This window comes from Pseudomonas sp. RIT-To-2 (genome assembly GCF_029623465.1).
Taxonomy (GTDB): Bacteria; Pseudomonadota; Gammaproteobacteria; order Pseudomonadales; family Pseudomonadaceae; genus Aquipseudomonas; species Aquipseudomonas silvicola.
In genome coordinates this window covers 40,981-54,227 of the sequence record NZ_JAPYKM010000028.1, presented here as the reverse complement: position 1 = coordinate 54,227, position 13,247 = coordinate 40,981, and the positions used below count along the sequence as shown (strand labels likewise).

Below are 13,247 nucleotides of genomic sequence, written 5' to 3'. Positions count from 1 at the left end.
AGGCCCAACCGCTCAAGGACACTTGCGCCCTGCCAATCGGATCAGGAGATCCCCGTGAAACCCGCCTCCCTCATGAACATGTTGCTGCTGGCCGCCGTCTGGGGTGCGAGCTTTCTGTTCATGCGTGTCATCGCCCCGGAACTGGGTGCACTCCCCACTGCTTTTTTCCGCGTGGCCATCGCGGCCACCGGGTTGCTGGTCATGCTGGCGCTGATGCGGGTGAAATGGGCCTTCAATGGCAAGCTCAAGACCTGCCTGCTGCTGGGCATGATCAACTCGGGCATGCCGGCCACCCTGTACGCCGTCGCCGCCCAGGTGCTGCCAGCGGGCTACTCGGCCATCTTCAACGCCACCACCCCGTTGATGGGCGTGCTGATCGGCGGGCTGTTCTTCCATGAACGCCTGACCCCTATCAAGCTGCTGGGCGTGTTTGTCGGCTTGTTCGGCGTGGGCATCCTCACCCGCGCCGGCCCGGTGGCCTTCGACGCACAATTGGCCATGGGCGCCGGAGCCTGCCTGCTGGCTACCACCTGTTACGGTTTCGCCGGTTTCCTCGCGCGGCGCTGGCTGGACCAGCAAGGCGGCCTCGACCCACGCCTGTCGGCGCTGGGTAGCATGCTGGGGGCAACGTTACTGCTACTGCCCTTGTTCGCCGCCAGCGTCACCATCGCGCCCCCGGCGAGCTGGGGTGGCTGGGAAGTGTGGGGCTCGTTGCTGGGCCTGGGCCTGGTGTGCACGGCGTTCGCCTACATCCTGTATTTCCGCTTGCTGAGCGACATCGGGCCGGTGAAATCCAGCACCGTGACCTTCATGATTCCGGCGTTCGGGGTGCTGTGGGGAGCGTTGCTGCTGGGTGAGCCGCTGTCGTGGGCGCACTTGTATGGCGGGGTATTGATCGGGGTGGCGTTGTACCTGGTCTTGAGACCTGCGAAATAAGTGCTGGTGCGAACGTGTCACGGACCTGACCGCATACCATCACCAGAGTATCAGGCAGATGGCGGCCCTGCTGCACCGGGCGACGCTCGGGAGGGAAGCGACGTGCAATGTCAAGACCATCGCAGTGCCTGTTCCCGAGCTGGCGTCCGGTCCTGCAGGTGTGGCATCAGCCCAGTATCTCCTTGAGCCGGTACCACGCCATGCCCAGCGCCAACAGCGGCGAGCGCAGGGCCTTGCCGCCCGGGAAGGTCATGTGCGGCACTTTGCTGAACACGTCGAAGCCGTGACTGTGGCCCGCGTGAATGACCTCGGCCAGCAGTTTCGCCGTCCAGTGGGTGACGTTGACGCCGTGGCCGCTGTAACCCTGTGCGTAATACACGTTGGGGTACTGGCTCAGGCGCCCTACCTGGGGGAAGCGGTTGGCGGTAATGCCGATCATACCGCCCCATTGGTAATCCAGCCGCACGTTGGCCAGTTGCGGGAAAACCTTGAGCATCTTCGGCCGCATGTAGGCGCCGATGTCCGCCGGGTCACGCCCTGAATAATGGCAGGCGCCACCGAACAACAGACGGTTGTCGGCTGTCAGACGGTAGTAGTCCAAACCCACCTTTTGATCGCACAGCGCCAGGTTCTGCGGAATCAGGCTGGCAGCCAGTTCGGCCCCCAGCGGCTCGGTGGTGACAATGTAACTACCCGCGGGCAGTACCTTGCCGCTCAAGCGCGGTTCCAGGTCATCCAGGTGGGCGTTGCAGCCCAGGACCAGGTGGCCGGCACGCACGGTGCCACCGGCGCAGCGCACCTGCACGGTACTGCCATGGATGATCTCCAGCGCCGGGCTGTTTTCGAAGATGCGCACACCTTGGGCCTGGGCCAGGCGCGCTTCGCCCAGCACCAGGCGCAAGGGGTGCAGGTGCCCCGAGCCCATGTCCACCAAACCACCGGCGTACTGGTCGCTGTTCACCACCTGCCTGATGTGCGCGGGGCCGACAATGCGGGTCTCGTGGGCGTAGCCCATTTCTCCCAGCCAGCGCTGCTCCTCGGCAAACGCCGCGAACTGGGCCGGGGTGTTGGCCAGTTCGCAGAAGCCCCAGCGCAGGTCGCAATCGATGCCGCTGGCCTCGATGCGTTCGCGCACCAGCGCCACCGACTCGATACCCGCCTGCTCCAGGTAGCGTACGCCGTCATTGCCCACGTAGCGGGCGAAACCGTCCACTGCGTGGCCAATGCCGCGGATCAGCTGGCCGCCGTTGCGGCCACTGGCGCCCCAGCCGATTCGCCGCCCTTCCAGGAGCACCACCGACAGGCCACGCGCGGCCAGTTCCAGGGCCGTGTTGACGCCAGTGAAGCCACCGCCGATCACGCACACATCCGCCACCAGGTCTTCCCCCAGGCAGGGGTACTCCAGCATCTGGCCTGCGGTTGCCGCGTAATACGACCGGGCATGTTCTGAATGCACCACCATCACATTTCTCACTTAGCGGTTCGACTTGATGTCCACCCAGTCACGCGTCATCAAACGCATGATGGCCGGTTTCGGGGCGGTGGAAATGTAGAGCTGTTTGAGTACTTCCTGGGACGGGTATACCTCAGGGTTGGTCAGCAGGTCCTTGTCCATGTACTGCTTGGCCTCGAGGTTCGGGTTGGCGTAGCCGACCGTCGCGCTGACCTTGGCGATGACCTGAGGGTCGAGCAGGTTGTTGATGAAGGCGTGGGCCTCTTTCACGTCACCAGCATCGGCGGGAATGGCCAGCAGGTCGAACCACAGGTTGGCGCCTTCCTTGGGAATGGCATAGGCGATATGGATGCCGTTCTTGGCTTCCTTGGCGCGGTTGGCGGCCTGGAACACGTCACCCGAATAGCCGAAGGCCACGCAGATATTGCCGTTCGCCAGGTCCGACACGTACTTGGACGAGTGAAAATAGGTCACGTAGGGGCGCACGGCCTTGAGCTTGGCCTTGGCTTTGGCGTAGTCATCGGCATTGGCGCTGTTAGGGTCCAGCCCCATGTATTTGAGGGTGGCTGGCAACACTTCGTCAGCCGAGTCCATAAAGGAGACGCCACACTTGGTGAGCTTCTTCATGTTCTCGGGCTCGAACAGCACCGCCCAGGAATCGATGTGGTCGACGCCCAGTACTTCCTTGACCTTGTCCACGTTGTAGCCAATGCCGTTGGTACCCCACAGGTAGGGCACCGAGTGGGCGTTGCCGGGGTCATTCTTTTCCAGCAGCGCCATGAGTGTGGGGTCCAGGTTTTTCCAGTTCGGCAGCTGGGAGCGGTCCAGTTTCAGGAACGCCCCCGCCTTCACCTGGCGGCCCAGGAAGTGGTTGGACGGCACCACCACGTCATAGCCGGTGTGGCCAGCCAGCAGCTTGCCCTCCAGGGTTTCGTTGGAGTCGAATACGTCGTACACCACTTTGATGCCGGTCTTGGCGGTAAAATCCGCCAGGGTCGTTTCGCCGATGTAGTCGGTCCAGTTGTAGACACTGACCGAACCTTCGGCCTGGGCCCCAGTGGCCAGGGTCAGCGCAAGCGCTGCAGGTAACAGGGTTTTCAGAACATGCATTCGACTCACTCCTTTGGAAAGGTTGGAGCTGCAAACTTGAAGCTTGCAGCGTGAAGCTGCCTCAAACGCTCAACAGCAGGAACTCGCGTTCCCATGAACTGATGACCCGCTTGAAATTTTCATGCTCGGCGCGTTTCACCGCCACGTAGCCGCGCACGAACTTCTCGCCCAGGTACTGGATGACGGTGTCGCACTCTTCCATATGCGCCAAGGCATCTTCGATGGTGATCGGCAGGCGCAGGTTGCGGCGCTCATAGGCGCGGCCTTCCACCGGCGCGCTCGGCTCGATGCCCTCCACCATGCCCAGGTAGCCGCACAACAGGCTTGCGGCGATGGCCAGGTAAGGGTTGGCGTCAGCGCCTGGCAGGCGGTTTTCCACGCGCATGGCTTCGGGGCTTGCATCTGGTACGCGCAGGCCCACGGTGCGGTTTTCCTCACCCCACTCCACGTTCACCGGTGCCGATGTGTCCGGCAGGAAGCGGCGGAACGAGTTGACGTTGGGGGCAAACATGGGCAGCAGTTTGGGAATGTATTTCTGCAAGCCGCCAATGTGGTGCAGGAAAAGCTGGCTTTTGGCGCCGGTGTCGTCGACGAAGATCGGCTTGCCGGTGGCGATGTCGATCACGCTCTGGTGCAGGTGCATGGCGCTGCCAGGCTCGTCGCCCACCGGTTTGGCCATGAACGTGGCCGTGACGTTGTGCTTGAGCGCGGCTTCACGCATGGTGCGCTTGAAGATGGTGATCTGGTCGGCCAGGTCCAGGGCATCGCCGTGGCGGAAGTTGATCTCCATCTGCGCCGGGCCGTCTTCGTGGATCAGCGTGTCCAGGTCCAGGCCCTGGGCTTCGCACCAGTCGTAGACGTCTTCGAACAGCGGGTCGAATTCGTTGGCCGCATCGATGGAGAACGACTGCCGGCCGCTTTCAGCGCGGCCCGAACGGCCCAGGGGCGCACGCAGAGGCAGGTCCGGGTCTTCGCAGCGCTGGGTGAGGTAGAACTCCATTTCCGGCGCAACGATGGGCTGCCAGCCTTTGTCGGCATACAGCTTGAGCACCTTCTTAAGCACGTTGCGCGGCGACAGCTCAACGGGGTTGCCCTGTTTGTCGAAGGTGTCGTGGATGACGATGGCCGTCGGCTCGATGGCCCAGGGGATCACGTAGATCGACGAAGGGTCCGGGCGGCAGATCATGTCGATGTCGGCAGGGTCCAGCAGGTCGTAGTAGATGTCGTCGTCGACAAAATCCCCGGTTACCGTTTGCAACAGCACACTTTCCGGCAGGCGCATGCCTCGCTCATGCAGGAATTTGTTGGTGGGTGCTATCTTGCCGCGGGCAATGCCGGTCAGGTCGCTGACCACGCATTCAACCTCGGTAATCTTGTGATCTTTCAGCCAACTGGACAGTTGGTCGAAGGGGGCATTCATAAAGACCTCATCTCGATTTTTGTTGGCGCCGATAGTGCCTGGTTTTTGCTTCAAATGGACGAAGCGTGGGGCCGATCTTCCCCTCGGGCGCGTTCCCTTATATCTTGCGCAAGCAGCTTATAACCATCTATCCATTTTACGCACGCCTTAATGCACCATCGTGGTGCGATCAGGTCATCGTATGAAAGAGCCCTACCCGCTTACCGTCCACGCCTACCAGACCGGCAGTTTCACCGAGCAGATCCAGGCCACACCGGGCTGGGTGCAGGACTATCAGCAGATGTCACCGGGGCATTTCCGCGGGCAGATCCGTTACCTGGACCTGCACGGCGTGGAAATTTACGAAGAAGGCATGAACACCCGGGTAGAGCAGCACTTCAGCGCCCCCCAAGGTTCACTGGCGTTCTGTTTCGACCAGAGCGAGCAGTCGCTGTACCTGCTCAATGGTGAAAGCCGCAATATCTGGATCACCCCGGAGCACTACCGCGAGACCGCCGTGGTGTTCGGCCCGCAATTCGTGCGCGAGCATGGCCTGGATGTGGCGCGCCTGGAAGGGTTGTTCATGGCGCCGCTGCGCTGCGGGCAAAATCAACTGTTCACCCGATGGCTGGGCAGCACCCTCACCCGCCTGGGCCACAGCGCCGACGGCCCCGACCGTGACAGCCTGACCACGCAGCTGCTGGACGATTGCCTGTTCATCCTCGACAACGCCTCGGTGAGCCTGGACACCGGCGCCTTGCAGCGCCGGGCCGCAGAACGGCGGATCATGAAGCGGGTGTTCGAGTGGGCTGCCGACGTGCCCGATGAAACCCTCAACCTGGTGGCGCTGGCCCGCGTCGCGGGCGTTTCACTGCGCCAGTTGCAGCAAGCGTTCAAGGCTTACACCGGCATGGCGCCGGCCCAATGGCTGCGGCTCAAGCGCCTGAACAACGCGCACCGCGAACTGCTGCGCGCCCAAGGCAGTGCCACCACGGTGGCGGAGGTAGCGATGCATTGGTCGTTCTGGCACCTGGGGCGGTTTTCCAGCAGTTACCGGGCATTGTTCGATGAACTGCCCAGCGAGACGCTGAAGCGCAAGACCTGAAACCCGATACCTGCGCAACCGCAGCTAAACCTTGCGAAACACAAATATCAGCCCCAGCACGATCAGCCCCATCCCGGCCACGCTCAGCAGCGCCAGGCGGTTACCGAAAATCAGCCAGTCCATCACCGCCGTGACAGCCGGCACCAGGTAGAACAGGCTGGTAACGTTGACCAGGTTGCCACGGGCAATCAGTCGATAAAGCAGCAAGGTCGCCAGCACCGAGACCACCAGGCCCATGTACACCACCGGCACGTAAAACGACAGGCTGTGCTCGATGTGGAACGCCTGGCTGGGCACGAACACCGCGCACAGCAGCATGCCGGCCGCGTATTGCACCGGCAGGGTGCCAAGCGGATCAGTGGTGATGCGCTTCTGCATGATGGAGCCCAGGGTCATGCTCAGCATCGCCAGCAACGCGAACGCAATGCCTGCCCATGACATGCCAGCGATGCCGATGCTCTGGAACACCACCAGCACCAGCCCGGCGAGCCCCAGGCACAGGCCAAACAGGCGGGTGAGCGAATGGCGCCGCTCCACCAGCACCGCCGTGAGGATGGGTTGCACGCCCATGACCGTGGCCATCACGCCGGGGGTGACCTTCAGGCTCAGGGCCAGGATGTAGAAGATCTGGTAGGCGCCCAGCAGCACCAGGCCAGTGGCGATGGCGTATCCCAGGCCCTGACGGGTAGTGGGCAGGCGCAGCTTGAGCAACGGCACCAGCAACAACAGCGCCACCAGCGCGATGGCGAAACGGCACAGCAGGAAGGCGAAGGCCGAGGCATGCGCCAGGCCCCATTTGGAGAAGAACGCGCCACTGCTCCATAGCAGGACGAACAGCACGGTGGAGGCCACCGAGGCCACGGAGTCTTTCGAGAAGGCAAACATGTGAGGCACCTGTCATTCGGGCCAGATAAGGCCAGAGCGGCTAAACAGCCGGGTTCAGTGTGTTGGGGTGCGGTGCTTCAGACCGCAGCAACGACGCCGCAGGGCGGTGCAACAACTGCACACACGGGCGTCTGAACGACAGGAGGGGGATAGTGGCTGAGCTGGGCCGGCTGCTGGTCCGCGCACGGCACGCCGACAGCCAAAGCTGCGCGGGTGTGGCTGGCGTGAGGACGGATGGCGGGCATGGCGAGCTCGGATTCGGTTGAGGGCTGACTATAACCATCGCTCAGGGGTTTTGACAATGGTGCCTGGCGCGATTTTCGCGCTGTTGCGTTCCCGAGCTACGCCCATTCTCACAAGGAGCTGCGTGAACGCCTGTGGGACCGGGCGACGCTCGGGAAGGGGTCGCATGGCAGCCACCGCCGTGTGAAGATAAGCCCCCTGCCCCACCCATCGAAAGGACTGAATGATGCGTACCAAAGCCGTACTGGGCCACACCGAAACCACCCGTATCCTGGCCGCCGCCCGCGCTGAAGCACAGCAGAACAATTGGGCGGTGACCATCGCCATCGTCGACGACGGCGGCCACCTGCTGGCGCTGGAACGCCTGGACGGCGCGGCCTCCAGCACCGCCTACCTGGCGCCGGAAAAGGCCCGCACTTCGGCCATCAGTGGCCGCGAGTCGAAATATTACGAAGACCTGGTCAACACCACGGGCCGCACCTCGTTCCTGTCGGTGGACATCATGACCTGCCTGGAAGGCGCGGTACCGATCATCCACGACGGCCAGGTGATTGGCGCCGTTGGCGTTTCGGGGGTCAAGTCGGAGTTCGATGCGCAGATCGCCCGGGCCGGCGTGGCCGTGCTGGGCTAGGGGAACAGCAAACGAGAAGCCCCGGCCGAAAGGCCGGGGCACGGGTTTCAGCCGAACAGCCAGTAACCCAGCGCAGTCAGCACCACCACCGCCAGCACCGGCCGCAGTACGCGGTAGGCCTTGGGGTTGGCCCGCTTGAACTTCTTCATCTTGCCGGAAATGCCGTCGCTGAAACGCTTGCTCCAGGCATAGGCCTGGTTGATACCGCCCACGCGCTCTTCATCGACGTTCTGCGGCGCCGTGGCACGGCCCAGGAAGGCGCTGACGCTACGGTTGATGCGGCCCATCAGGCGGTTGCTCAACGGGCGCTCGATGTCGCAAAACAGGATCACGCGGGTGAAGTCGGTCTCGTTCTTGACCCAGTGCACATAGGTCTCGTCGAACATCACGTCCTCACCGTCGCGCCAGGCGTATTCCTGGCCATCCACGAAGATGCGGCACGCATCGGAATTGGGGGTCGACAGGCCCAGGTGGTAGCGCAGCGAACCGGCGAACGGGTCACGGTGCGGGTTCAGGTGGCTGCCGCCCGGCAGCAGGGCAAACATCGCGCCCTTGACGTTGGGGATGCTGCTCACCAGTTCCACCGTCTTGGGGCACAGGGCCACGGCCGAGGGCAGCGGCTGGTCGTACCATTTGAGGTAGAAACGCTTCCAGCCTTTCTTGAAGAACGAACCGAAACCGGCGTCGTTGTTCTTTTCGGCGGCGCGGATGTAGCCCTCGTCGAACAGGTGCATGGCCTCTTCGCGGATGGTTTCCCAGTTGTTCTTCAACAGGTCCAGTTCGGGAAACTTGCTGCGGTCCAGGTAAGGCTTGGACGGCACGGCGGAAAACAGGTACATCAGCGCGTTGTACGGCGCGAAAAACGCGGAGTGGTTGACGAACTGGCGCAGCACCGGCAGGCGCGCCTTGCCGCGCAGATGCACGTAGAGGATGCTGCAGACGAACAGCATCAGCACAGCAACCTTGACGGCGAGTGAAAGGGTCATGCAACAACTCCTTGAATGGGCAGTCCGCCATGATAAACCCTGGAAGGCTGCCTGGGCAGCCATTCCGGACGACATTCATTATTGCGCGGGCGATAGAACCCTTTCTTGAGGCAGGTCAACACCCTGTAGCCCTGGCGGGAAGGCCGCGTCGGCGTTACACGCCTACTGCTGGGTTTCGGCCTCGGTGAACAGGTCGCTGAACAGCATGCTCGACAGGTAACGCTCACCCGAGTCCGGCAGGATGACGACGATGGTCTTGCCCTGCATCTCCGGCTTCTCAGCCAGGCGAACGGCTGCCGCCATGGCGGCGCCACAGGAAATACCGCACAGGATGCCTTCTTCCTGCATCAGGCGCAGGGCCATCGCCTTGGCTTCATCGTCGCTGACCAATTCCACCCGGTCCACGAGCGCCAGGTCCAGATTGCCAGGCACGAAGCCCGCGCCGATGCCCTGGATCTTGTGCGGGCTGGGCTTGATCTCTTCACCAGCCAGCGCCTGGGTGATCACTGGCGAAGTGATCGGCTCCACGGCCACCGACAGGATGGACTTGCCCTGGGTTTTCTTGATGTAGCGCGACACGCCAGTAATGGTGCCGCCCGTGCCCACGCCGGCCACCAGCACATCGACCGCGCCGTCAGTGTCGTTCCAGATCTCCGGCCCGGTGGTTTTCTCGTGGATGGCCGGGTTGGCGGGGTTGCTGAACTGCTGGGGCATGAAATAGGTGTCGGGGTTGGCGTTGGCCAGTTCCTCGGCCTTCTCGATGGCGCCTTTCATGCCTTTGGCAGGCTCGGTGAGTACCAGCTCGGCGCCCAGGGCTTTCAGCACCTTGCGGCGCTCGATGCTCATGGAGGCCGGCATGGTCAGCACCAGTTTGTAGCCACGGGCGGCGGCGACAAAGGCCAGGCCAATGCCGGTGTTACCAGAGGTAGGTTCGATGATGGTCATGCCCGGCTTGAGCTTGCCGCTGCTTTCGGCGTCCCAGATCATGTTGGCACCGATGCGGCACTTGACCGAATAACCGGGGTTGCGGCCTTCGATCTTGGCCAGCACGGTTACACCGCGCGGGGCGATGCGGTTGATCTGCACCAGCGGCGTGTTGCCGATGGAATGCGCGTTGTCAGCGAAAATGCGGCTCATGGCAGGAGGTCCTTATGCACCAGCGTAAAAATCCAAGGGTAAGCCTGGTGGCCGGGGGAGTCCAGTCATGGCGAACGGATGCCGCGCGTACCGGTCAATGTCTTATAACGTCCAGGACACCGGCATCATGAAACGTCGCTACAGTTGGCCCCTGTGGACCGTGGCAGTCATCGCACTGCTGCTGATCGTGCTGCACATCGCGTTGCCCTACGTGGTGCGCAACTATCTCAACGACAAACTCGCCGACATGGGCGCCTACCGCGGCCACGTGGCCGACGTGGACTTGGCGCTGTGGCGCGGCGCCTACAAGATCAACGGCCTGGAGATCGTCAAGGTCGACGGCAAGGTACCGGTGCCCCTGCTGACCGCACCGTTGATCGACCTGGCGGTGAGTTGGCATTCCCTGTGGTACGACCATACGGTGGTGGCCAAGGTGGAGTTTGCCAACCCGGAACTGAACTTCGTCGACGGCGGTACCAACAAACAGGCCTCCCAGACCGGTGCCGGTACCGACTGGCGGGCACAGTTGAACAAGCTGGTGCCGTTCACCCTGGATGAAGTGCGGGTCAATGATGGCACCATCACCTTCCGCAACTTCAATTCCAAGCCGCCGGTGAACCTGTCGGCCAACCACGTCAACGCCAGCCTGTATAACCTCACCAACGTGGAAGACAAGCAAGGCAAGCGCGACGCCCGCTTCGAAGGCCATGCGCAGTTGTTCGGCCAGGCACCGCTGGAGGCGATCGCCACGTTCGACCCGTTCAGCAACTTCGAGGACTTCCAATTCCGCCTGCGCACTACCGGTGTGCAACTGCGCAAGGTCAACGATTTCTCCAGCGCCTATGGCAAGTTCGACTTCAATGCCGGCACCGGTGACGTGGTGGTGGAGGCCCAGGCCACCAAGGGCCAGCTCACGGGCTACATCAAGCCGTTGCTGCACAACGTCGAGGTATTCAACTGGCAGCAGGACGTGGAAAACAAGGACAAAGGCTTCTTCCGCTCGGTGTGGGAAGCCATTGTCGGCGGTACCCAGGCAGTGCTGAAGAACCACAACAAGAACCAGTTCGCCACCCGCGTGGACCTCAGCGGCAGTGTGCACCGCCAGGACATCAGTGCCTTGGAGGCGTTCTGGGAGATCCTGCGTAACGGCTTCGTGCAGGCCTTCAACGCCAAGTACGAACAGTCGCCACCCAAGGAAGGTGATTGATTGCGCTGGCCCGTGTTCATTCAGCGACTGAATAGCGGCGCTGCGTTCACATTCGACCAGACCCCGCGTTATAGTCGCGCCATAACAAACTGTTCAGACTGAGGGCAAGCAGACATGAAGTTCGAAGGCACCGCGGCATACGTCGCCACAGACGACCTGAAACTGGCGGTGAACGCGGCCATCACCCTGCAACGCCCCCTGCTGGTCAAGGGCGAGCCTGGCACCGGCAAGACCATGCTGGCCGAGCAACTGGCCGAGTCCTTCGGCGCCCGCCTGATCACCTGGCACATCAAGTCCACCACCAAGGCCCACCAGGGCCTGTACGAGTACGACGCGGTCAGCCGCCTGCGTGACTCGCAACTGGGCGTGGACAAGGTCCACGATGTGCGCAACTACCTGAAGAAGGGCAAGTTGTGGGAGGCTTTCGAATCCGAGGAGCGGGTCATTCTGCTGATCGACGAAATCGACAAGGCCGACATCGAATTCCCCAACGACCTGTTGCAGGAACTCGACAAGATGGAGTTCTACGTCTACGAGATCGACGAGACCATCAAGGCCAAGCAGCGCCCGATCATCATCATCACCTCCAACAACGAGAAAGAGCTGCCAGACGCGTTCCTGCGCCGCTGCTTCTTCCACTACATCGCCTTCCCCGACCGCCCTACCCTGCAGAAGATCGTCGACGTGCATTACCCCGACATCAAGAAAGAGCTGGTGAGCGAAGCGCTGGACGTGTTCTTCGACGTGCGCAAGGTGCCCGGCCTGAAGAAAAAGCCCTCTACGTCCGAACTGGTGGACTGGCTGAAACTGCTGATGGCCGACAACATCGGCGAAGCCGTGCTGCGCGAACGCGACCCCACCAAGGCCATCCCGCCGCTGGCCGGTGCCCTGGTGAAAAACGAGCAGGACGTGCAGTTGCTCGAGCGCCTGGCGTTCATGAGCCGTCGCGGTAACCGCTGAGGGGCCTGCCATGCTGCTCAACCTCTTCAACGAGATGCGCGCTGCCAAGGTGCCGGTCTCGGTGCGCGAACTGCTGGACCTGATCAACGCCCTGCAGGCGCGGGTCACCTTCGCCGACATGGACGAGTTCTACTACTTGTCCCGCGCCATCCTGGTAAAGGATGAACGGCACTTCGACAAGTTCGACCGTGCCTTCTCCGCCTACTTCAATGGCCTGGAAAAACTCGACGACCACTTGCAGGCGCTGATTCCCGAAGACTGGCTGCGCAAGGAGTTCGAGCGCTCGCTGACCGACGAGGAACGCGCGCAGATCCAGTCCCTGGGGGGCCTGGACAAACTCATCGAAGCATTCAAGCAGCGCCTGGAAGAACAGAAGGAACGCCACGCCGGCGGCAACAAGTGGATCGGCACGGGCGGCACCAGCCCATTCGGCTCCGGTGGCTTCAACCCCGAAGGCATCCGCGTGGGCGACGCCGGCAAGCGCCAGGGCAAGGCCGTGAAGGTATGGGACCAGCGCGAGTACAAGAACCTCGACGATCAGGTGGAACTGGGCACCCGCAACATCAAGGTGGCTCTGCGCCGCCTGCGCAAGTTCGCCCGCCAGGGCGCCGCCGAGGAGCTGGACATCGACGGCACCATCGACCACACCGCCCGTGATGCCGGCCTGCTGAACATCCAGATGCGCCCCGAGCGGCGCAACACCGTCAAGTTGCTGCTGTTGTTCGACATCGGCGGTTCGATGGACGCCCACGTGAAGATCTGCGAGGAACTGTTCTCGGCCTGCAAGACCGAGTTCAAGCACCTGGAGTACTTCTACTTCCACAACTTCGTGTACGAGTCGGTGTGGAAGAACAACCTGCGCCGCACATCGGAGCGCACCGCCACCCAGGACCTGCTGCACAAGTACGGGCCAGACTGGAAGGTGATTTTCGTCGGTGACGCGGCCATGGCGCCCTACGAGATCACCCAGCCGGGGGGTAGCGTGGAGCACTGGAACGAAGAAGCCGGCTACGTGTGGATGCAGCGGTTCATGGAGAAGTACAAGAAGCTCATCTGGATCAACCCCTACCCCAAGGACACCTGGGGGTATACGGCGTCGACCAACATCGTACGCGAACTGATCGAAGACCAGATGTACCCGCTGACCTTGCGCGGGCTAGAGGAAGGGATGCGGTTTCTCTCCAAATGAGATCGG

The 13,247-nt window shown here is 62.4% G+C and carries 12 protein-coding genes; 6 read left to right on the top strand and 6 right to left on the bottom strand.

Annotated elements, in window-relative coordinates; translation table 11 throughout:
- The first annotated feature begins 72 nt into the window (after positions 1–72).
- Positions 73–936 (top strand): DMT family transporter, encoded by an 864-nt coding sequence (locus tag QBK88_RS21970; RefSeq protein WP_445764978.1) that lies wholly within the window; start codon positions 73–75, stop codon positions 934–936.
- 166 nt (positions 937–1,102) lie between these two features.
- Here QBK88_RS21970 and QBK88_RS21965 read toward each other — a convergent pair whose 3' ends face one another.
- The 3 genes from QBK88_RS21965 to QBK88_RS21955 form a co-directional block, all read right to left on the bottom strand.
- A complete protein-coding gene (locus QBK88_RS21965; protein ID WP_277963695.1) occupies positions 1,103–2,398 on the bottom strand; it encodes an NAD(P)/FAD-dependent oxidoreductase in 1,296 nt (431 codons plus the stop codon).
- Positions 2,399–2,410: 12 nt separating this feature from the next.
- On the bottom strand, positions 2,411–3,499 hold the full coding sequence (locus QBK88_RS21960) for a polyamine ABC transporter substrate-binding protein (RefSeq protein WP_277963694.1): 1,089 nt from the start codon (positions 3,497–3,499) through the stop codon (positions 2,411–2,413).
- Positions 3,500–3,560: 61 nt separating this feature from the next.
- Positions 3,561–4,919: a glutamine synthetase family protein gene (locus QBK88_RS21955; RefSeq protein ID WP_277963693.1), complete on the bottom strand. Its 1,359-nt coding sequence runs from the start codon at positions 4,917–4,919 to the stop codon at positions 3,561–3,563.
- A 181-nt stretch (positions 4,920–5,100) separates the two neighbouring features.
- Here QBK88_RS21955 and QBK88_RS21950 point away from each other — a divergent pair, with 181 nt between their 5' ends.
- Complete coding sequence (locus tag QBK88_RS21950; protein ID WP_277963692.1) at positions 5,101–6,003, top strand: helix-turn-helix domain-containing protein; 903 nt, start codon at positions 5,101–5,103, stop codon at positions 6,001–6,003.
- Positions 6,004–6,027: 24 nt separating this feature from the next.
- Here QBK88_RS21950 and QBK88_RS21945 read toward each other — a convergent pair whose 3' ends face one another.
- On the bottom strand, positions 6,028–6,888 hold the full coding sequence (locus QBK88_RS21945; protein WP_277963691.1) for a DMT family transporter: 861 nt from the start codon (positions 6,886–6,888) through the stop codon (positions 6,028–6,030).
- Between the two features lie 469 nt (positions 6,889–7,357).
- Here QBK88_RS21945 and QBK88_RS21940 point away from each other — a divergent pair, with 469 nt between their 5' ends.
- Positions 7,358–7,762 carry a heme-binding protein gene (locus QBK88_RS21940; RefSeq protein WP_277963690.1) on the top strand — a complete coding sequence of 135 codons (405 nt, stop codon included), beginning with the start codon at positions 7,358–7,360 and terminating at the stop codon, positions 7,760–7,762.
- A 47-nt stretch (positions 7,763–7,809) separates the two neighbouring features.
- On the opposite strand, the gene QBK88_RS21935 is transcribed toward QBK88_RS21940, so the two are convergent.
- Together QBK88_RS21935 and cysK are read right to left on the bottom strand one after the other, a co-directional pair.
- Positions 7,810–8,748, bottom strand: coding sequence for an aspartyl/asparaginyl beta-hydroxylase domain-containing protein (locus QBK88_RS21935; RefSeq protein ID WP_268148934.1), 939 nt, complete (start codon positions 8,746–8,748; stop codon positions 7,810–7,812).
- Positions 8,749–8,910: 162 nt separating this feature from the next.
- On the bottom strand, positions 8,911–9,885 hold the full coding sequence (gene cysK / locus QBK88_RS21930; protein ID WP_268148932.1) for a cysteine synthase A: 975 nt from the start codon (positions 9,883–9,885) through the stop codon (positions 8,911–8,913).
- Between the two features lie 127 nt (positions 9,886–10,012).
- Between cysK and QBK88_RS21925 the strand changes: the two genes are divergently transcribed.
- The 3 genes from QBK88_RS21925 (at position 10,013) to QBK88_RS21915 (ending at position 13,241) form a co-directional block, all read left to right on the top strand.
- Complete coding sequence (locus QBK88_RS21925) at positions 10,013–11,092, top strand: DUF748 domain-containing protein (protein WP_277963689.1); 1,080 nt, start codon at positions 10,013–10,015, stop codon at positions 11,090–11,092.
- A 114-nt stretch (positions 11,093–11,206) separates the two neighbouring features.
- A complete protein-coding gene (locus tag QBK88_RS21920) occupies positions 11,207–12,052 on the top strand; it encodes an AAA family ATPase (RefSeq protein WP_158152532.1) in 846 nt (281 codons plus the stop codon).
- Between the two features lie 10 nt (positions 12,053–12,062).
- Entirely contained in the window at positions 12,063–13,241 is a 1,179-nt protein-coding gene (locus QBK88_RS21915; RefSeq protein WP_277963688.1) for a vWA domain-containing protein, read from the top strand.
- The last annotated feature ends 6 nt before the right edge of the window (positions 13,242–13,247 follow it).

Coding starts and splice junctions, on each gene's coding strand:
- QBK88_RS21940 (WP_277963690.1), top strand. CDS start 7,358: ATGCGTACCAAAGCCGTACTGGGCCACACCGAAACCACCCGTATCCTG.
- cysK (WP_268148932.1), bottom strand. CDS start 9,885: ATGAGCCGCATTTTCGCTGACAACGCGCATTCCATCGGCAACACGCCG.
- QBK88_RS21965 (WP_277963695.1), bottom strand. CDS start 2,398: ATGGTGGTGCATTCAGAACATGCCCGGTCGTATTACGCGGCAACCGCA.
- QBK88_RS21920 (WP_158152532.1), top strand. CDS start 11,207: ATGAAGTTCGAAGGCACCGCGGCATACGTCGCCACAGACGACCTGAAA.
- QBK88_RS21970 (WP_445764978.1), top strand. CDS start 73: ATGAACATGTTGCTGCTGGCCGCCGTCTGGGGTGCGAGCTTTCTGTTC.
- QBK88_RS21935 (WP_268148934.1), bottom strand. CDS start 8,748: ATGACCCTTTCACTCGCCGTCAAGGTTGCTGTGCTGATGCTGTTCGTC.
- QBK88_RS21945 (WP_277963691.1), bottom strand. CDS start 6,888: ATGTTTGCCTTCTCGAAAGACTCCGTGGCCTCGGTGGCCTCCACCGTG.
- QBK88_RS21955 (WP_277963693.1), bottom strand. CDS start 4,919: ATGAATGCCCCCTTCGACCAACTGTCCAGTTGGCTGAAAGATCACAAG.
- QBK88_RS21915 (WP_277963688.1), top strand. CDS start 12,063: ATGCTGCTCAACCTCTTCAACGAGATGCGCGCTGCCAAGGTGCCGGTC.
- QBK88_RS21925 (WP_277963689.1), top strand. CDS start 10,013: ATGAAACGTCGCTACAGTTGGCCCCTGTGGACCGTGGCAGTCATCGCA.
- QBK88_RS21950 (WP_277963692.1), top strand. CDS start 5,101: ATGAAAGAGCCCTACCCGCTTACCGTCCACGCCTACCAGACCGGCAGT.
- QBK88_RS21960 (WP_277963694.1), bottom strand. CDS start 3,499: ATGCATGTTCTGAAAACCCTGTTACCTGCAGCGCTTGCGCTGACCCTG.